Source organism: Pantoea sp. ME81 (assembly GCF_903970985.1).
Lineage (GTDB): Bacteria > Pseudomonadota > Gammaproteobacteria > Enterobacterales > Enterobacteriaceae > Pantoea > Pantoea communis.
Map to the genome: position 1 here is coordinate 1 of NZ_CAJCKS010000017.1, position 19,447 is coordinate 19,447.

The 19,447-nt window shown below is 54.4% G+C and carries 18 protein-coding genes and 1 tRNA gene; 17 read left to right on the forward strand and 2 right to left on the reverse strand.

Annotated elements, in window-relative coordinates:
- The first annotated feature begins 49 nt into the window (after nt 1-49).
- Nucleotides 50-124: transfer RNA gene (locus H7A81_RS05025), tRNA-Gln, on the forward strand.
- An 86-nt stretch (nt 125-210) separates the two neighbouring features.
- On the opposite strand, the gene ubiF is transcribed toward H7A81_RS05025, so the two are convergent.
- Nucleotides 211-1,383 (reverse strand): 3-demethoxyubiquinol 3-hydroxylase, encoded by a 1,173-nt coding sequence (ubiF, locus tag H7A81_RS05030; RefSeq protein WP_182056920.1) that lies wholly within the window; start codon nt 1,381-1,383, stop codon nt 211-213.
- Nucleotides 1,384-1,552: 169 nt separating this feature from the next.
- Here ubiF and miaB point away from each other — a divergent pair, with 169 nt between their 5' ends.
- The 9 genes from miaB (at nt 1,553) to H7A81_RS05075 (ending at nt 10,861) form a co-directional block, all read left to right on the forward strand.
- Nucleotides 1,553-2,977 carry a tRNA (N6-isopentenyl adenosine(37)-C2)-methylthiotransferase MiaB gene (miaB, locus tag H7A81_RS05035; RefSeq protein ID WP_058960792.1) on the forward strand — a complete coding sequence of 475 codons (1,425 nt, stop codon included), beginning with the start codon at nt 1,553-1,555 and terminating at the stop codon, nt 2,975-2,977.
- Between the two features lie 205 nt (nt 2,978-3,182).
- Nucleotides 3,183-4,256: a PhoH family protein gene (locus H7A81_RS05040; protein ID WP_058960793.1), complete on the forward strand. Its 1,074-nt coding sequence runs from the start codon at nt 3,183-3,185 to the stop codon at nt 4,254-4,256.
- Entirely contained in the window at nt 4,253-4,726 is a 474-nt protein-coding gene (gene ybeY, locus H7A81_RS05045) for an rRNA maturation RNase YbeY (protein WP_034829084.1), read from the forward strand. Before H7A81_RS05040 ends, ybeY begins: the two co-directional genes overlap by 4 nt.
- Before the next feature lie 84 nt (nt 4,727-4,810).
- Nucleotides 4,811-5,692 carry a CNNM family magnesium/cobalt transport protein CorC gene (gene corC / locus H7A81_RS05050; protein WP_034829075.1) on the forward strand — a complete coding sequence of 294 codons (882 nt, stop codon included), beginning with the start codon at nt 4,811-4,813 and terminating at the stop codon, nt 5,690-5,692.
- A 4-nt stretch (nt 5,693-5,696) separates the two neighbouring features.
- Nucleotides 5,697-7,223, forward strand: a complete 1,527-nt coding sequence (gene lnt, locus H7A81_RS05055; protein ID WP_058960795.1) for an apolipoprotein N-acyltransferase — start codon at nt 5,697-5,699, stop codon at nt 7,221-7,223.
- 439 nt (nt 7,224-7,662) lie between these two features.
- Entirely contained in the window at nt 7,663-8,556 is an 894-nt protein-coding gene (locus tag H7A81_RS05060; RefSeq protein WP_058960796.1) for a glutamate/aspartate ABC transporter substrate-binding protein, read from the forward strand.
- Between the two features lie 161 nt (nt 8,557-8,717).
- On the forward strand, nt 8,718-9,458 hold the full coding sequence (locus H7A81_RS05065; RefSeq protein ID WP_034829069.1) for an amino acid ABC transporter permease: 741 nt from the start codon (nt 8,718-8,720) through the stop codon (nt 9,456-9,458).
- Nucleotides 9,458-10,135, forward strand: coding sequence for a glutamate/aspartate ABC transporter permease GltK (gene gltK / locus H7A81_RS05070; protein WP_058960797.1), 678 nt, complete (start codon nt 9,458-9,460; stop codon nt 10,133-10,135). The genes H7A81_RS05065 and gltK overlap by 1 nt, the downstream gene beginning before the upstream one ends.
- Nucleotides 10,136-10,861: an amino acid ABC transporter ATP-binding protein gene (locus H7A81_RS05075; protein WP_034829065.1), complete on the forward strand. Its 726-nt coding sequence runs from the start codon at nt 10,136-10,138 to the stop codon at nt 10,859-10,861.
- A 74-nt stretch (nt 10,862-10,935) separates the two neighbouring features.
- On the opposite strand, the gene H7A81_RS05080 is transcribed toward H7A81_RS05075, so the two are convergent.
- Nucleotides 10,936-11,418 (reverse strand): zinc ribbon-containing protein, encoded by a 483-nt coding sequence (locus H7A81_RS05080; RefSeq protein ID WP_058960798.1) that lies wholly within the window; start codon nt 11,416-11,418, stop codon nt 10,936-10,938.
- A gap of 343 nt (nt 11,419-11,761) precedes the next feature.
- Here H7A81_RS05080 and leuS point away from each other — a divergent pair, with 343 nt between their 5' ends.
- The 7 genes from leuS (at nt 11,762) to mrdA (ending at nt 19,445) form a co-directional block, all read left to right on the forward strand.
- A complete protein-coding gene (leuS, locus tag H7A81_RS05085; protein WP_160867874.1) occupies nt 11,762-14,344 on the forward strand; it encodes a leucine--tRNA ligase in 2,583 nt (860 codons plus the stop codon).
- 14 nt (nt 14,345-14,358) lie between these two features.
- Nucleotides 14,359-14,958, forward strand: coding sequence for an LPS assembly lipoprotein LptE (gene lptE, locus H7A81_RS05090; protein ID WP_058960800.1), 600 nt, complete (start codon nt 14,359-14,361; stop codon nt 14,956-14,958).
- Nucleotides 14,955-15,986 carry a DNA polymerase III subunit delta gene (holA, locus tag H7A81_RS05095; RefSeq protein WP_038648309.1) on the forward strand — a complete coding sequence of 344 codons (1,032 nt, stop codon included), beginning with the start codon at nt 14,955-14,957 and terminating at the stop codon, nt 15,984-15,986. Before lptE ends, holA begins: the two co-directional genes overlap by 4 nt.
- The gene (nadD, locus tag H7A81_RS05100) at nt 15,979-16,623 is read left to right on the forward strand and encodes a nicotinate-nucleotide adenylyltransferase (RefSeq protein ID WP_097117437.1); all 645 of its coding nucleotides are present in this window, start codon (nt 15,979-15,981) and stop codon (nt 16,621-16,623) included. Before holA ends, nadD begins: the two co-directional genes overlap by 8 nt.
- Nucleotides 16,624-16,714: 91 nt before the next feature.
- Nucleotides 16,715-17,032 (forward strand): ribosome silencing factor, encoded by a 318-nt coding sequence (gene rsfS / locus H7A81_RS05105; RefSeq protein WP_038648315.1) that lies wholly within the window; start codon nt 16,715-16,717, stop codon nt 17,030-17,032.
- A 3-nt stretch (nt 17,033-17,035) separates the two neighbouring features.
- Complete coding sequence (gene rlmH / locus H7A81_RS05110; protein ID WP_038648318.1) at nt 17,036-17,506, forward strand: 23S rRNA (pseudouridine(1915)-N(3))-methyltransferase RlmH; 471 nt, start codon at nt 17,036-17,038, stop codon at nt 17,504-17,506.
- Between the two features lie 34 nt (nt 17,507-17,540).
- The gene (gene mrdA / locus H7A81_RS05115) at nt 17,541-19,445 is read left to right on the forward strand and encodes a peptidoglycan DD-transpeptidase MrdA (RefSeq protein ID WP_182056921.1); all 1,905 of its coding nucleotides are present in this window, start codon (nt 17,541-17,543) and stop codon (nt 19,443-19,445) included.
- Nucleotides 19,446-19,447: the final 2 nt, after the last annotated feature.

Below are 19,447 nucleotides of genomic sequence, written 5' to 3' on the forward strand. Positions count from 1 at the left end.
TCGAATCCCTGCACCCCAGCCAATTAAAGACAATTTGAAAACGCATTATTGGGGTGTCGCCAAGCGGTAAGGCTCTGGTTTCTGATACCAGCATTCCGGGGTTCGAATCCCTGCACCCCAGCCAAATTGCACAATAAAGCCCGCTCTTGCGGGCTTTATTGTTTTCTGCATCAGGGAAACTGCCAGGAGCGCCCTGCGACGCTCTGCCATCTATAAGCCCAACGCGTACTTCAGCGCCTTACGTTTCAGCGCTCCAGCATTCTCCGCTGCAATCAATCCCAGATTACGCACAAAACGCAATGGGGCCAGCGTGTTGCTAAAGGCAAAATAGAACAGATCCATCCCACCCTGCATTAGCAAATTATCGTTATAGCGTTGACGATGATAACGCTTTAACACCGCATCCGATGACCATAACTGAGCCTGGCTGCGCGCCTCCACCAACGTATTGATCAACGCATCAACATCGCGATACCCGAGATTTACGCCCTGTCCGGCAAGGGGATTGATGGTGTGTGCTGCATCACCCACCAGCGCCAATCCCGGCAAAACGTAGCGCGTAGCGTGGCGACGAACCAACGGGAATGAGGCTGCTTTCTTGACCTGAACCCGCCCAACGCGTGCCGGGAAATGGGCGTGAATCTCTTTTTCAAGCTGTGACAATGGCAACGCCTGTAGCTGGCGAATACGCGCCGGTGCGTCATACCACACCAGAGAAGCGTGGCGATCAAACAGCGGCAGAAAAGCACGTGGCCCCTCTGGCGTAAATTGCTGCCAGGTCGAATCCCCGGCATCATGCTCACATTCGACGCTTATCAGCATGCAGGACTGCGCGTATTGCCAGCCACGCACGCCAATTCCCGCCAACTGGCGAACGCGCGAGTTGGCGCCATCCGCGCCAACCACCAGCCGCGTATCCAGCGTGGTACCATTATCCAGCTGGACCTGCCAGCCGCCACGATGCGAATGAAGCTGCTGCAGGCTGGCGGGACAAATCAGCGTGATCCCCTCTTCCTGCATCTTTTCCCACAGCGCACGTTGCAGCACGCTGTTTTCCACCATATATCCCAGCTCTGGCAAGCCCAGCGAGGCAGCATCAAAGGTCACATGTGCACTTTGCCACTCCCAGGTTTCGAGCTTGCGATAAGGCGCACAGCGCATCGCCAGCACGCGTTCCCACACATTCAACTGACGCAGTAGTGCTACCGACGAGGCTCCAATCGCGGAAATGCGGACATCGGGCGGGCTTTCTGCATCAAACGCAGCGGGTTCGGCACGTTCAATCACCGCCACACGAAATTGCTGCTGTGCCAGTCCACAAGCCAGCGCGGCACCGACCATACCGCCGCCCACCACCACCACATCAAAATGTGAATCCTGCATTGACTCTAATCCTTCTGCTTGTCGTGATAGCTCACGTCATCACGTTGATAGATAAAGTGTACCGGAAATTTGCTGCACAATCTCAGACCCTGCTGTGCTGGTCACAACAGCAGCAAAGCATTACAATACGCGCCCTGCACTTCCCTGCTCTGAATCAATGGCTAGTTCGATGACCAAAAAACTGCATATTAAAACCTGGGGCTGTCAGATGAATGAGTACGATTCATCAAAGATGGCCGATCTGCTGAACAGCACGCACGGTTACACCCTGACCGAGGACGCTGAAGAGGCGGATGTCCTGCTGCTCAACACCTGCTCGATCCGTGAGAAGGCGCAGGAGAAGGTTTTCGCGCTGTTAGGACGCTGGAAGAAATTGAAAGCGATAAATCCTGACGTGATTATTGGCGTCGGCGGCTGTGTCGCTTCGCAGGAAGGTGAACGCCTGCGTGAACGCGCCAATTGCGTGGATATTGTATTTGGTCCACAGACGCTGCATCGCTTGCCAGAGATGCTGAATCAGGTGCGCGGGACGAAAAGCCCGGTGATTGACATCAGCTTCCCGGAAATCGAGAAATTTGACCGTCTGCCAGAACCGCGTGCAGAAGGCCCGACGGCCTTTGTCTCCATTATGGAAGGCTGTAACAAATACTGTACTTTCTGCGTGGTGCCTTACACCCGAGGCGAGGAAGTGAGCCGTCCATGTGACGATATTCTGTTGGAAATCGCGCAACTGGCTGCGCAGGGCGTGCGAGAAGTGAATTTACTGGGCCAAAACGTCAACGCCTATCGCGGCACGACCTTTGATGACCAGCTCTGCAGCTTCGCGGAACTGTTGCGTCTGGTGGCGGCCATTGATGGCATCGACCGCATCCGCTTTACCACCAGCCATCCGATTGAATTCACTGATGACATTATTGATGTCTACCGTGACACGCCAGAGCTGGCGAGCTTCCTGCACTTGCCCGTTCAGAGCGGTGCCGATCGTATCCTGACGCTGATGAAGCGTGCGCACACCGCGCTGGAATATAAAGCCATCGTCCGCAAACTGCAGAAAGCACGTCCTGATATTCAGATGAGTTCAGATTTCATCATTGGTTTCCCTGGCGAAACGCAGCAGGATTTTGAGCAGACCATGAAACTGGTGGGCGACGTGAATTTCGATGTCAGCTTCAGCTTTATCTACTCGGCCCGTCCGGGTACGCCTGCCGCTGATTTGCCTGACGATGTGTCGGAAGAAGAGAAAAAGCAGCGCCTGTATATTCTGCAGGATCGCCTCAATCAGCAGGCGATGGCGTGGAGCCGCCGCATGCTCGGCACCACACAGCGTGTGCTGGTAGAAGGCATCTCACGTAAAAATGTCATGGAACTGACCGGACGCACCGACAACAACCGCGTGGTGAACTTCGAAGCGCCTGTTGAGATGATCGGTAAGTTTGTTGACGTGGAAATTGTCGATGTCCATGCCAACTCGCTGCGTGGCAAACTGATCCGCACTGAAGATGAAATGGCATTGCGTGTCAGCCTCAGCCCCGATGCGGTGATAGCCCGCACGCGCCGTGAAAATGACATCGGTGTCGGTCTTTACCAGCCTTGATACTCCAACTTTGCGCGGCAGTGCACAAGGTGCTGCCGCCTGTTTCATCCCGTGCCCCTTGCATTCCACCTGCAACGCCCAAATATCGTCTCTGTAACTTGCAGCCGGGCCTTGCCCCATAAATAATTCCGTATAGATGCTCAATCTGTGATGGAGCATTGGATACACCTTCTTCAACTGGCCCTGAGTGACCCAAAGGATTCATTTGAATATCGAAACTCGTGAAATCGCCCTTGAACCGGCTGATAACCGCCGACTGATGAGCCTGTGCGGTCCGTTTGATGACAATGTGAAGCAGCTGGAAAAACGCCTCGGTGTCGAAATCAACCGCCGGGACAACCATTTCAAACTGGTGGGCCGATCGCTCAGCGTTGACGCAGCCATCAACATTCTGCGTGACCTGTACGTGAGTACTGCGCCAGTGCGTGGCCAAATCCCGGATATTGAACCGGACCAGGTGCATCTGGCGATCAAAGAGAGCCGTGTACTGGAGCAAACCGCCGAAAGCGTGCCGGAGTTTGGTAAGGCGATTCACATCAAAACCAAGCGCGGTGTGATTAAACCTCGTACGCCCAATCAGGCGCAGTATGTGGCTAATATCCTCGACCATGACATCACCTTCGGTGTGGGTCCAGCTGGTACCGGTAAAACCTATCTGGCGGTGGCCGCTGCCGTTGATGCCCTGGAACGTCAGGAAATCCGCCGTATTTTGCTGACGCGCCCTGCGGTAGAGGCCGGCGAAAAACTGGGCTTCCTGCCGGGTGACCTGAGCCAGAAAGTCGATCCTTACCTGCGTCCGCTCTACGATGCCTTGTTTGAAATGCTCGGCTTTGAGCGCGTGGAAAAGCTGATGGAGCGCAATGTGATTGAAGTGGCTCCGCTCGCTTACATGCGCGGCCGCACACTCAATGACGCCTTTGTGATTCTCGATGAAAGTCAGAACACCACCATCGAGCAGATGAAGATGTTTCTGACACGTATCGGTTTCAACTCCAAAGCGGTGATCACCGGTGACGTCACACAGATTGACCTGCCGCGCAGCACCAAATCCGGCCTGCGTCATGCCATTGAGGTTTTGGCGGAAGTCGATGAAATCAGTTTTAACTTTTTCCACAGCGAAGACGTGGTGCGTCATCCGGTTGTCGCACGCATCGTGAATGCTTATGAAGCGTGGGAAGAAGCCGATCAGAAGCGCCGTGACAAACTGGCAGAAGAGCGCAAGCGTGAAACGCTAGCGTCTCAACTTGCCGCCCCATCCAGCCCGCAGGAGCCTTCATGAGCGCGGTGATTTTAGATTTACAGTTGGCCTGTGCCGATGAAAATGGCCTGCCAGCCGAACCTGCTTTCCAGCGCTGGCTCGAAGCCGCCGTGACGCCTTTCCAGCCGGAAAGTGAAGTCACCATCCGTCTGGTGGATGAAGCGGAGAGTCATGAGCTTAATCTGACTTATCGCGGTAAGGATAAGCCGACCAACGTGCTCTCTTTCCCGTTTGAAGCGCCACCAGGGATTGAGCTGCCACTGCTGGGCGATCTGATTATTTGTCGTCAGGTTGTTGAGCAAGAAGCGGAAGAACAAGGCAAAACCGTTGAAGCCCACTGGGCGCATATGGTTGTCCACGGCACGCTACACCTGCTGGGCTATGACCATATTGAAGATGAAGAAGCCGAAGAAATGGAGGCGCTGGAGACCGAGATAATGCTTGCTCTTGGTTATCCTGACCCGTACATTTCGGAGAAAGAAGACGCCTGACCCCCTTAGGTTCAGGTTATTGCGCTGCTGGCGCGGATGCCAGCAGTTCCTTTCCCTCACCAGAGAGAACGAAATAAAAACGCCATGAGCGACGACCATTCTCAAAACAGCGACGCACCCAGTAGTAAAAAGGGATTTTTCTCCCTGTTAATTAACCAACTTTTTCACGGTGAACCCAAAAACCGTGATGAGCTACTGGGACTGATCCGCGATTCTGAGCAAAAAGAGCTGATCGACCAGGACACCCGCGACATGCTCGAAGGGGTGCTGGATATTGCCGAGCAGCGCGTGCGTGACATCATGATCCCGCGCTCCCAGATGATCACCCTTAAACGCAACCAAAGCCTTGAAGAGTGCCTTGCGGTCATTATTGATTCCGCCCACTCACGCTTCCCGGTGATCAGCGAAGATAAAGACCACGTCGAAGGCATTTTGATGGCCAAAGACCTGCTGCCGTTTATGAGCAGCGCGTCTGAACCTTTCAGCATTGAGAAAGTGCTGCGCACCGCCGTTGTCGTGCCTGAAAGTAAGCGTGTTGACCGCATGCTGAAAGAGTTCCGTTCCCAGCGCTATCATATGGCGATTGTCATTGACGAATTCGGTGGCGTTTCCGGGCTAGTCACGATTGAAGATATCCTCGAATTGATTGTCGGTGAAATTGAAGATGAATATGACGATGAAGAAGATCGTGATATCCGTCAGTTAAACCGCCATACCTATACCGTACGTGCGCTTGCGCCTATCGAGGATTTTAACGAGGTATTTGGTACCAGCTTCAGTGATGATGAAGTGGATACCATTGGCGGTCTGGTGATGCAGGGATTCGGCCACCTTCCCGCGCGCGGTGAGAGCATCGACATTGATGGTTACCAATTCAAAGTCGCGATGGCCGACAGCCGCCGTATCATCCAGGTGCATGTGAAAATTCCGGAAGACTCTCCACAACCGCAACTGGAAGACGAATAATTTTATGGCTTTAGCCTCTCTCTACTCGCAGCAGCGGGTTCGCCTGCTGCTGGCTTTGATTGCGGGTGCCGTTGGCACCCTTTCCTTTTCTCCCTATGATTTTTGGCCTGCCGCATTAGTTTCCCTGGCGGGACTGCAACTGTTGCTACTGGATCGCCGCAGCCCTCAAGCCGCCGCGATTGGCTTCGTCTGGGGCTTTGGTCTGTTCGGCAGTGGCATTAACTGGGTTTACGTCAGCATCGCCACCTTTGGTGGTATGCCTGGCCCGGTTAACGTCTTCCTGGTGATATTGCTGGCCGCTTACCTGGCGATTTATCCGATGCTGTTTGCGGCGGTGCTTAATCGCCTGTGGCCACGTGCGACCTTGTGGCGTCTGGTGCTGGCGGCACCGGCACTGTGGCAAATCAGCGAATTTCTGCGTGGCTGGATCCTGACCGGATTCCCGTGGCTGCAGTTCGGCTACAGCCAGATCGACGGTCCACTCAAAGGCCTTGCGCCGCTGGCGGGCGTTGAAACCATCACTTTCCTGTTGATGGTGATCGCCGGTCTGCTGGTGCATGCGCTTTATCATCGTACGGTGAAGAGCCTGGTGGCGGCCGCGGTATTGCTGCTGCTGCCATGGCCACTGCGCATGTTGCAGTGGTATCAGCCGCTGCCGGAACGCAGCGTGGACGTGGCGATGGTGCAAGGCAACATTCCCCAGTCGATGAAGTGGGACCCACAGCAGTTGCTGAATACGTTGCGTGTGTACACCTCTTACAGCCAGCCTTATATGGGCAAAGCGCCCATCATTATCTGGCCGGAATCGGCGATTACTGACCTTGAAAGCAATCAGCAGCCGTTCCTCAAAGCGCTGGATGCCGAACTGCGCGAGCGCGGCAGCTCGCTAATTACCGGGATTGTCGATTCACGCGTTGAAGGGGATAACCGCTACCACGATTACAACTCCGTAATTGTGCTGGGCGGCGAGCAGCCTTACAGCTATCAAAGCCATAACCGTTATCAGAAAAACCATCTGGTGCCGTTCGGGGAATTTGTGCCGCTGGAAGATCTGCTGCGTCCGCTGGCGCCGTTCTTCGATCTGCCAATGTCGTCGTTCAGCCGTGGTGCCTATGTGCAGCCGCAGTTGAAGGTGGCGGGTTATGATCTTACCAGCGCCATCTGCTACGAGATTGTGTTGGGCGAGCAGGTACGAGCCAACTTCCGTCCTAATACCAACTTCCTGCTGACCGTATCTAACGACGCCTGGTTTGGTCACTCCATCGGCCCCTGGCAGCATTTCCAGATGGCGCGTATGCGTGCACTGGAATTGGGCCGTCCGCTGTTGCGATCCACCAATAACGGTGTCACGGCGGTGGTGAATGCCAACGGCGAGGTTGAAAAAGAGATCCCGCAGTTCACGCGTGACGTGCTGGAAGCCAGGGTAACACCCACCACTGGTGAGACCCCTTATGCCAAAGCAGGCATCTGGCCGGTATGGATTCTGACGTTAATCGGCATCGTTCTGGCGATTATTCGTCGCCGCCACTGACACTCCGATCACATTCTGACAGGCGAAGTGCTCACTTCGCCTTTTTTTTGCGCTGTTTTCCGCTCCCATCGGCTACGCTTTACCAGATTCTCTGCTGGCTTTTTCACGCATCTCACCGTGCTGGCACGATCATTGCTATTTATTTCAGTGATTTTCTCAACATCAGCGTTTTGTCAGCGTAATGCCATGTTCACGCACTATTATTTGGCACTGACACGCACCGAAACGGCGCAATGGCTTTTTATTGCCTCTTAATGGTGCGGAGCGGCTCGCAAAAAACAAACTTTTTTGTTTCATTGCGTTAACAATTCGCTATGTTAATCACTATCCTGCGCGCAGTTGCGCTAAGGGATAACTAAAAAAGCAGCACGAAATACACACAACATCACAATCTGCGCAGTTTATGTTCTGCGCAACATCCATTCAAAGGAGTAGGAACATGCAGACACGCAAAGTGGCATTATCTCTTCTGCTGTTGGGAGCAGCAGCGGGAGCGGCCCAGGCGGAAGATCTCACCGGCACCCTGAAAAAAATTAATGATAGCGGCGTGATCGTCGTTGGGCATCGTGAGTCATCAGTTCCCTTTTCTTACTACGACAACCAGCAAAAAGTGGTTGGCTATTCACAAGACTACTCAAACGCCATCGTAGCGGCGATCAAAGCCAAGCTGAACAAGCCTGATCTGCAAGTAAAAATGCTGCCGATCACCTCTCAGAACCGTATTCCACTGCTGCAAAACGGCACTTACGATTTTGAATGTGGTTCTACCACCAACAACCTGGAACGTCAGCAGCAAGCCGCCTTCTCCGATACCGTCTTCATCATCGGTACGCGTCTGCTGGTGAAAAAGGGTGGCGATATCAAAGATTTCGCGGACCTGAAAGGCAAAACCGTTGTCGTGACCTCTGGTACCACTTCTGAAGTTCTGCTGCACAAGCTGAACGACGAGAAGAAAATGGATATGCGCATCATCAGCGCCAAAGACCATGGCGATTCTTTCCGTACGCTGGAAACCGGTCGTGCCGTGGCCTTCATGATGGATGACGCGCTGCTGGCGGGTGAACGTGCTAAAGCGAAGAAACCAGACGACTGGCAGATCACTGGCACACCTCAGTCGAAAGAAGCCTACGGCTGTATGCTGCGTAAAGAAGACCCGCAGTTCAAACAGCTGATGGATGAAACCATCGCGAAAGCGCAGACCTCGGGTGAAGCCGCTAAGTGGTTCGATACCTGGTTCAAACAGCCAATCCCACCGAAGAATCTGAACATGAACTTCGAGCTGTCTTCTGACATGCAGGCGCTGTTCAAAGCACCAAACGATAAAGCACTCTGAATTAACAATGAAAACAAGGGCAGTTAGGCTGCCCTCTCGATTGCTGAACACGCGGTGCGGACAGACAGACTGCAACAGGTCGTTCCCCTGAAGCAGGACGCAAGACACCGCTCAACAATCTTATGGGTAGCCTCGCTACCCTTTTTTTACCGGAGCTCGTTATGGGTATCGATTGGAACTGGGGCATCTTTTTACAACAGGCCCCGTTCGGCAATACGACTTACCTCGGCTGGCTGTGGTCCGGATTTCAGGTTACCGTTGCGGTTTCCTGCTGCGCCTGGATTATCGCCTTCCTGGTAGGTTCCTTCTTCGGCATTCTGCGTACCGTGCCCAATCGACTGCTGTCGACCATTGGTACCTGCTACGTGGAACTGTTTCGTAATATCCCACTGATCGTCCAGTTCTTCTTCTGGTATCTGGTGGCGCCAGAACTGGTTGGCGAAAAACTGGGGATGTGGTTTAAAGCAGAACTGGACCCCAATATTCAGTTCTTCGTTTCCTCAACCATTTGCCTCGGCTTGTTCACTGCTGCGCGCGTTTGTGAACAGGTACGTGCCGCGATTCAATCATTGCCACGCGGTCAGAAAAACGCAGGGTTGGCGATGGGGCTGACGCTGCCACAAACTTATCGCTACGTGCTGCTGCCGAATGCCTATCGCGTGATTGTGCCGCCGATGACTTCGGAAATGCTGAACCTGGTGAAAAACTCTGCCATCGCTTCGACCATTGGTCTGGTGGATATGGCGGCGCAGGCCGGTAAGTTGCTCGACTACTCGGCGCACGCCTATGAATCTTTCACCGCCATTACCCTGGCTTACGTGGGTATTAACCTGGTGATCATGCTGATTATGAGTTTGGTAGAACGTAAAATTCGCCTGCCCGGCAATCTGGGAGGCAAATAATGTACGAGTTTGACTGGAGTTCGATTCCTCCCAGCCTGCCCTATTTGTGGAATGGCTTGATCATCACCTTCAAGATTACCGCCGTCGCCGTGGTGTTCGGCATTATCTGGGGCACGATTCTGGCCGTGATGCGTCTGTCGCCGTTCGCGCCGATTCGCTGGTTCGCTAAGCTGTACGTCAACCTGTTCCGCTCCGTCCCGCTGGTGATGGTGCTGCTGTGGTTCTATCTGGTGGTGCCTGCATTACTGCAACAGGTATTGGGACTTTCCCCCAAAACTGACATTCGCCTGATTTCCGCCATGATTGCTTTTGCACTGTTTGAAGCGGCCTATTATTCGGAAATCATCCGAGCGGGTATCCAGAGCATCTCACGCGGACAGTCGAATGCTGCGCTCGCGTTGGGTATGACGCACTGGCAATCAATGAAATTGATCATCCTGCCGCAGGCGTTCCGCGCCATGGTGCCACTGCTGCTGACGCAGGGCATTGTGCTGTTCCAGGATACCTCGCTGGTGTATGTGTTAAGCCTGGCTGACTTCTTCCGTACCGCCTCGACGATTGGCGAGCGTGACGGTACCCAGGTTGAAATGGTTCTGTTTGCCGGTCTGGTCTATTTTGTGATCAGCCTGAGCGCTTCGCTGTTGGTTAGCTATCTGAAAAGAAAGAGGACGGTTTAAATGATTAGCCTGAAAAATGTTTCTAAGTGGTATGGTCACTTTCAGGTGCTGACCGACTGCTCCACCGAAGTAAAAAAAGGTGAAGTGGTGGTGGTCTGTGGACCGTCCGGCTCAGGTAAGTCAACCTTGATTAAAACGGTGAACGGTCTGGAACCGGTGCAGGAAGGCAGCATTCAGGTTAACGGTACCGAAGTGAACAACAAGAAAACCAACCTGGCACAACTGCGCAGCAAAGTCGGTATGGTGTTCCAGCACTTCGAACTGTTCCCGCACCTCAGCATTGTCGATAACCTGGTGCTGGCGCAGGTCAAGGTGTTAAAGCGTGATAAAGCCGCTGCGCGTGAGAAGGGTCTCAAGCTGCTGACGCGTGTTGGTCTGGCTGCGCATGCGGAGAAGTTCCCTGGACAGCTCTCGGGCGGACAGCAACAGCGTGTGGCGATTGCCCGCGCGCTGTGCATGGACCCCATCGCGATGCTGTTTGACGAACCGACATCTGCGCTCGACCCAGAGATGATCAACGAAGTGCTGGACGTCATGGTGGAGTTGGCGAACGAAGGCATGACCATGATGGTGGTGACGCACGAGATGGGCTTTGCGCGCAAAGTGGCTAATCGCGTGATCTTTATGGATGAAGGGAAAATTGTCGAAGACACTAACAAAGATGACTTCTTTAATAACCCTCAGTCCGACCGCGCAAAAGACTTCCTCGCGAAGATCCTGCATTAATTAGCGCTCTCAATTGCGCCGCTGTATGGATGGGGTTTCCCCATTAATCACGCAGCGGCGCGATTTTCCGCAAATCAAGGCTCAAAAGGCTGACGCTGGAAATGATCGTGCCCACACTCCGGGCAGCGCGTTAAGCTCTCCGGTGTATAGATCGCCCGGGTAAAACCGCACTTCTCACACACCAGGTTACCCAACCCCACCACTTCACCGCTTTGATAAACACCGTGATGCCGTAGATCCTGAAACACCTCGCGCCACTCTAACTGGCTTTTGTCCGTGATATCCGCCAGTTCTTTCCATACGCTCTCGCGAATGACGCGCAAGAATACGGAGTCACCGAGCACATCTGAAGATTCCTGATAACTGAGCGCGAACTCATGTAAATCACGCCTGACCGCCCGCATCACCTCATTCACTTCAGAAGAGGTCAGCGTCTTTTTCGCTAATAACTCCTGCCGTGCCTCAGCGACCAGGGCATCAACATCACGCTCGCCCTGTTCCAGCCGCTGGGTTAATGCCGCTATCGTTGCACGATACTCCTGCGCCACGTTATTCATTTTGTTCTCCTTTCCGCGGGAATAGCTGATAGTAAGTTTAGCTGTTCTGTCATATTTGCCGTGACGAAAGCGGAGTAAATCGCAAAAGGGTGAAAGCGGCGGCGCATTGAGTAGAAATCCGCTCAGCCGGGGCGTGAAATGTTGTTGAGGAAGAGCCTTATGGGTATGCTATGCGGATCTAAATGTATGCGAACCCGTCATACTTCAAGTCGCAGGTGCGTTGGCTGCACGTGTTCACGCCGTCGTTTACTTCGTTAAGCGCGAGCGTATTCACACCTTTGCCGCCTGCCTGTGACGTGAACTATTCAGGGTTAACGATTTTCATAAAGGACCACAGGCAGCCATGCAAGAGCAATACCGCCCGGAAGAGATAGAATCCCGCGTCCAACAGCACTGGGACGAAAACGAAACCTTTAAAGTGACCGAGCAGGAAGGCAAAGAGAAATACTACTGCCTTTCTATGCTGCCCTATCCTTCTGGCCGCCTACACATGGGCCACGTGCGTAACTACACCATCGGCGATGTGATTGCGCGCTATCAGCGTATGCTGGGTAAAAATGTCCTGCAGCCGATTGGCTGGGATGCGTTTGGGCTGCCAGCCGAAGGCGCTGCGGTAAAAAACAACACCGCGCCCGCACCATGGACTTATGACAACATCGAATACATGAAGAACCAGCTCAAACTGCTGGGCTTTGGCTATGACTGGAGCCGCGAATTGGCGACCTGCCAGCCAGAGTACTATCGCTGGGAACAGTGGTTCTTCACCAAGCTGTATGAAAAAGGCATGGTCTATAAAAAGACCTCAGCGGTGAACTGGTGCCCGCATGACCAAACCGTACTGGCTAACGAACAAGTTATCGACGGCTGCTGCTGGCGCTGTGACACCAAAGTTGAGCGCAAAGAGATTCCTCAGTGGTTCGTGAAAATCACCGCTTACGCGGAAGAACTGCTCAACGATCTGGATAAGCTGGAAGACTGGCCTGAAACGGTCAAGACCATGCAGCGTAACTGGATTGGCCGTTCTGAGGGCGTGGAAATCACCTTCGATGTGGCGTACAGCGAAGAGAAATTAACGGTTTACACCACACGTCCGGACACCTTCCTCGGTGCCACCTACGTTGCTGTGGCAGCTGGCCACCCACTGGCGCGCCAGGCTGCGGCCAGCAACCCTGCGCTGTCTGACTTCATCGCAGAATGCAGCACCACCAAAGTGGCTGAAGCAGATATGGCGACGATGGAGAAGAAAGGCATGGCCACCGGCCTGTTTGCTATCCATCCGCTGACGGGCGAAGAGATCCCAGTCTGGGTCGCTAACTTTGTCCTGATGGAATACGGCACCGGCGCAGTGATGGCTGTTCCAGGCCATGACCAGCGTGACTGGGAGTTCGCGACTAAATACAACCTGAACATCAAACCAGTAATCCTGAATCTGGATGGTTCAACGCCTGATCTGAGCGAAGCGGCGATGACCGATAAAGGCGCGCTGTTCAACTCGGGTGAGTTCAACGGTCTGGATCATCAGGCGGGCTTCAACGCCATTGCTGATGCATTGGCGGCGAAAGGCGTCGGTGTGCGTAAAGTCAACTATCGTCTGCGTGACTGGGGTGTGTCCCGTCAGCGTTATTGGGGCGCGCCAATTCCAATGGTGACACTGGAAGACGGCACCGTGATGCCAACGCCAGAAGATCAGCTGCCAGTGATTCTGCCAGAAGATGTGGTGATGGACGGTATCACCAGCCCGATCAAAGCCGATCCTGAGTGGGCGAAAACCACAGTTAACGGCCAGCCAGCGCTGCGCGAAACCGATACCTTTGACACCTTTATGGAATCATCCTGGTATTACGCGCGTTACACCTGTGCCAATTACAACGAAGGCATGCTGGATCCTGCCGCTGCGAACTACTGGCTGCCGGTGGATCAGTATGTCGGTGGTATCGAACACGCCATCATGCACCTGATGTATTTCCGCTTCTACCACAAGCTGCTGCGTGACGCGGGCCTGGTGAACTCTGATGAGCCAGCCAAACGTCTGCTGTGTCAGGGTATGGTTCTGGCCGATGCGTTCTATTACACCGGCGCGAACGGCGAGCGTAACTGGGTTTCTCCGGTTGATGTTAGCGTTGAGCGCGATGAAAAAGGTCGTATTGTTAAGGCTGTCGACAACGCAGGCCGCGAAGTGGTTTATGCCGGCATGAGCAAGATGTCCAAGTCGAAAAACAACGGCATCGATCCACAGCTGATGGTTGAACGTTACGGTGCCGATACCGTGCGTCTGTTCATGATGTTTGCTTCACCAGCAGAAATGACGCTGGAATGGCAGGAATCGGGTGTAGAAGGTGCGAACCGCTTCCTGAAGCGCGTGTGGAAACTGGCCTACGAACACGTAGCGAAAGGTGCCACCGTGGCGCTGGACCTCAATGCACTGAACGACGATCAGAAAGCGCTGCGTCGCGATCTGCACAAAACCATCGCCAAGGTGGCCGATGACGTGGGTCGTCGCCAGACATTCAACACCGCTATCGCTGCCATCATGGAGTTGATGAACAAGCTGACTCGTGCCCCTCAGGAGAGCGATCAAGATCGCGCACTGATGCAGGAAGCGCTGGTGGCGGTCGTTCGTCTGCTCTATCCGTTCACGCCGCACGCCAGCTATGTTCTGTGGCAGGCGCTGGGCGGAGAAGGTAGTGTCGATGAAGCCAGCTGGCCGGTTGCGGATGAATCCGCGATGGTGGAAGATTCACTGCTGGTCGTTGTACAGGTGAATGGCAAAGTGCGCGGCAAGATTACCGTTGCGCCGGATGCTACGCAGGAGCAGGTTCAGGCGCGTGCTGCGCAGGAGCACATTGTGGCGAAATATCTGGAAGGCGTCACACTTCGTAAAGTGATTTATGTCCCTGGCAAACTGCTTAACCTGGTCGTAGGTTAAGTTCAGGAGGAACTGTGCGACAACTGATTATCAGGCTGTTTGTCCTGCTTGCGGTGATGATCACCGCAGGCTGTGGTTTTCACCCGCGTGGCACCACCATGGTGCCTAACGAGATGAAAACGCTGATCGTCCAGAGTGGCGACCCGTATGGCCCAATGGCGCGCACCGTGCGCCAACAACTGCGTATCAATGATGTCACCATTGTTAATGACAGCAAACAGGCCAGTGCCAAATACCCGACCCTGCGCTTAGGTGCAGAAGTGCTGGGGCGTGATACCGCGTCAGTGTTTATCAGCGGCACCACTGCTGAGTATTCACTGGTGATGACAGTGACCGCGCAGGTTCTGATCCCGGGCAAAGGCATCTACCCGATCAGCACCACCGTGTACCGTTCTTTCTTCGACAACCCGAATGCCGCACTGGCGAAGGATGCCGAGCAAGACATGATTGTGCAGGAGATGCGCCAGCGTGCCGCCGAGCAACTGGTGCGTAAACTGTTAACGGTTCATGCCGCGCAGGAAAGCAACAAAGACACGTTGCCACAGCCGGAGATCATCGCACCAGGTGAGAATTCACCAGAAGTGCCCTCTTCGTCAGCAACCAGTCTGCAATGATCAGGATTTATCCTGAACAACTGAGCGCGCAGCTTCGTGAGGGGCTGCGCGCCTGTTATTTTCTGACCGGCAATGAACCGTTGCTGATTCAGGAAAGTGCCGATGCCATTCGCGCGGCCTCATCTTCTCAAGGCTTTGAAGAACACTTCAGTGTCACTCTTGATGCGCAAACCGACTGGGATGCGATCTTTGCCAGCTGTCAGGCACTCAGCCTGTTCACGCAACGCCAGACCTTAACGCTGCAACTGCCAGAAAACGGTGCCAATGCAGCGATGGCCGAGCAACTGGTTAAACTCGCCAGCCTGCTGCACAGCGATATCCTACTGGTGCTGCGCATGGCAAAACTGACCAAAGCGCAGGAAAACAGCGCCTGGTTTAAAGCGCTCAGCGCTCATGCCGTGCTGGTTCCCTGCCAGACGCCCGAACAAGCGCAGTTGCCGCGCTGGGTCGCGAGCCGTGCCAAAGCCATGAAGTTGAGTGTTGATGACGCGGCGATTCAACTGCTGTGCTACTGCTACGAAGGTAATCTGCTGGCGCTGGCGCAGGCGCTGGAACGTCTGTCACTGCTGTGGCCGGATGGCAAACTCACTCTGCCCCGCGTGGAAGACGCGGTAAATGACGCTGCGCACTTTACCCCTTTCCACTGGGTGGATGCCCTGCTGGCGGGCAAAAGTAAGCGCGCCCTGCATATCCTGCATCAGCTGGAAAAAGAGGATGCTGAAGGGGTGATTTTACTGCGTTCTCTGCAACGTGATTTACTGACGCTGCTGCATTTGCAGCGCAATCAGGGTAAACAGGGCTTGCGTGCGCTAATGGATCAACAGCGCATCTGGCAAAACCGTCGCGCACTGTTTACCGATGCGCTGCAACGCCTTGATGCACGTCGTCTGCAACGCGCCGTCCATCTGCTCGCCGAACTGGAGCTGACCATGAAGCAGGATTACGGTCAAAACCTTTGGCCGCAGCTTGAAACCTTGTCGCTGCTGCTGTGTCACCGCGATTTTCCCCTAAGCTTTACGGATGTCTAAACTTTACGCGCTGTTTGGCGGCACCTTCGATCCTATCCACTTTGGCCATCTGCGCCCGGTGGAAGCGCTGGCGCAACAGGTAGGGCTGAAAAAGGTCACGCTACTACCCAACAACGTGCCACCGCATCGGCCACAGCCTGAAGCCAGTGCCCGGCAGCGCGTGGAAATGCTGCGCTGCGCGATTGCGACCCGCCCCCTGTTTGATATTGATACGCGCGAGCTGGAGCGGGATACGCCGTCATGGACGGTCGCAACCCTTGAAGCACTCCGTGCGGAACGCGGTGCAGAACAGCCCCTCGGGTTTATCATCGGACAAGATTCTCTGCTAACGTTAGCCAAATGGCATCGCTGGCAGGATCTCCTCTCTCTGTGCCATCTGTTGGTGTGCCAGCGACCGGGCTATGCAACGCAGATGGAAACGCCTGAGATGCAGCAGTGGCTGGATGCGCATCGTGCACAGCACGCAGAACAGTTGCATCAAGCACCGGCAGGCCATATCTGGCTGGCTGATACGCCGCTGTTTGACATCTCCGCCACGGAAATACGCCAGCGTCGTCACCTGGGGCAATCCTGCACCGATCTGCTGCCCGATGCGGTTATCGACTACATCGATCGCGCTGGCTTATATCGCGGTTGATCGTTGCGTGCTATACTGCGCCGCTTCATTTTAGGCTATGTTTTCCGGGCATTCAGCCTTCTCGTAATCACCTGTTTTTAAGGGGAACCTTTTGCAAGGTAAAGCACTCCAAGATTTCGTTATTGATAAGATTGACGATATTAAAGGCCAGGACATCATTGCTGTTGATGTTCAGGGCAAATCGAGCATCACCGATTGCATGATCATCTGCACCGGCACGTCGACGCGTCATGTGGTTTCGATCGCCGATCACGTGGTTCAGGAATCCCGTGCCGCGGGTTTAAAGCCGCTAGGCGTCGATGGTAAAGCTGCCGCTGATTGGGTCGTCGTGGATCTTGGCGAAGTGATCGTACACGTGATGCAGGAAGAGAGCCGCCAGCTGTATGAGCTGGAAAAGCTCTGGAGCTAAGCCTTGAAACTGCAGCTTGTGGCCGTCGGCACCAAAATGCCTGACTGGGTTCAGACCGGTTTCATGGAGTATCTGCGCCGCTTCCCCAAGGATATGCCGTTTGAACTGACCGAAGTGCCTGCGGGTAAACGCGGCAAGAACGCGGACATCAAGCGCATCCTGGAAAAAGAGGGGGAAGCGATGTTAGCGGCCGTCGGCAAAGGCAACCGCATCGTCACGCTGGATATTCCAGGGCAGCCGTGGGAAACCCCACAGCTGGCGCAACAGCTTGAGCGCTGGAAACAAGATGGCCGCGATGTCAGCTTGTTGATTGGCGGCCCGGAAGGACTGGCGCCGGCCTGTAAAGCCGCTGCCGAGCAGAGCTGGTCGCTGTCCACGTTGACGTTGCCTCACCCGCTGGTGCGTGTGCTGGTAGCCGAAAGCCTGTATCGTGCCTGGAGCATCACCACGAATCATCCTTATCACCGTGAATAAACGCCTGACAACCTCCAGACAATAAACGCAGCGGATGAAATTACAGAGCAACGCCTTTCGCGATTACACTGCCGAACAGAAACTTTTTGTCCGCCGGGCTTTGGTGGCTTTTGTTGGCATTTTCCTGCTCTCCAGCGTGCTGGTGGTCAACCTCTATCACTTGCAAATTCTGCGTTTTGACGATTACAGCACCCGTTCCAATGAGAACCGCATCAAGCTGGTGCCCGTTGCGCCCAGCCGCGGCATCATCTTTGATCGCAACGGCGTCCCGCTGGCGCTGAACCGCACCATTTACCAGGCTGAACTGGTACCCGAAAAAGTCGATGACCTGAAGCAGACGCTGCAGGATCTGCGCCCGGTGCTGGATCTGACGGACGACGATCTCGACGCCTTTGAAAAAGAGCGTAAGCGCTCACGTCGTTTCACCTCTATTCCGGTGAAAACCGCGCTCAACGAAGTGCAGGTGGCGCGTTTCGCCGTCAATCAGTACCGCTTCCCCGGTGTGGAAGTGAAAGGTTATCAGCGCCGCTATTATCCCTACGGTCAGACGCTGACGCATGTAGTGGGCTACGTCTCTAAAATTAACGACCGCGACGTTAAACGCCTCGATGATGAAGGTAAATGGCCTAACTATGCGGCAACGCATGATATCGGCAAGTTGGGCATCGAGAACTATTACGAAGATGTGCTGCATGGCAAAACCGGCTACGAAGAGGTTGAAGTGAACAACCGTGGCCGGGTGATCCGCCAGTTGCACGAGCAATCCCCGCAGGCCGGTCGCGATATCTATCTGACCGTCGACCTGAAACTGCAGCAATATATCGAAACCCTGTTGGCCGGCAGCCGTGCCGCCGTGGTGGTCAGCGATCCACGCACCGGTGAAATTCTGGCGCTGGTGTCCACACCGAGCTACGACCCTAACCTGTTTGTTGATGGCATCTCCAGCAAGGATTACAAAGCCCTGCTGAGCGATGAAAACCGTCCACTGTACAATCGCGCGTTACAGGCATCCTACCCACCCGCCTCAACGGTGAAACCTTATGTTGCCGTTTCTGCGCTGAGTGCAGGGGTGATTAATCGCAATACCAGCCTGTTTGACCCCGGCTGGTGGCAGTTACCCGGTTCGGAAAAACGCTATCGCGACTGGAAAAAATGGGGACACGGCCGTCTTAACGTCACCAAGTCGCTGGAAGAATCTGCCGATACCTTCTTCTATCAGGTCGCCTACGACATGGGCATTGATCGCCTGTCAGAGTGGATGACCAAATTTGGCTATGGCCATCGCACCGGTATTGATTTGCCGCAGGAAAGTCCCGGCAACATGCCAACGCGTGAGTGGAAGCTGAAGCGCTTTAAGAAGCCGTGGTATCAGGGTGACACCATTCCGGTGGGTATTGGCCAGGGTTACTGGACCGCAACCCCGGTGCAGATGAACAAAGCCATGATGATTCTGATCAATGACGGCATTATCAAAGTGCCGCATTTACTGCGCGCCACTCGTGAAGGCCAAACCATGGTGCCGTATCGCCAGCCGCCGGATGCGCCAATTGGCGATATCCACTCGGGATACTGGGAAATTGCCAAAGATGGCATGTACGGCGTGGCCAACCGCGCGAACGGGACGGCGCACAAAAGTTTTGCTGATGCACCTTACAAAATCGCTGCGAAATCCGGTACTGCGCAGGTATTCGGTCTGAAAGAGAACGAGACCTATAACGCGCACAAAATTGCTGAACGCTTGCGTGACCATAAGTTAATGACGGCATTCGCGCCTTACGATAAACCGCGCGTTGCCGTGACCATGATTCTGGAGAACGGCGGTGCTGGCCCGGCAGTGGGTACGGTGATGCGTCAGATTCTCGACCACATAATGTTAGGTGACAACAATACCGTGCTGCCTGAAGCCGCACCGACGCCGCCTGGCTACGAAGGTGAATAAAG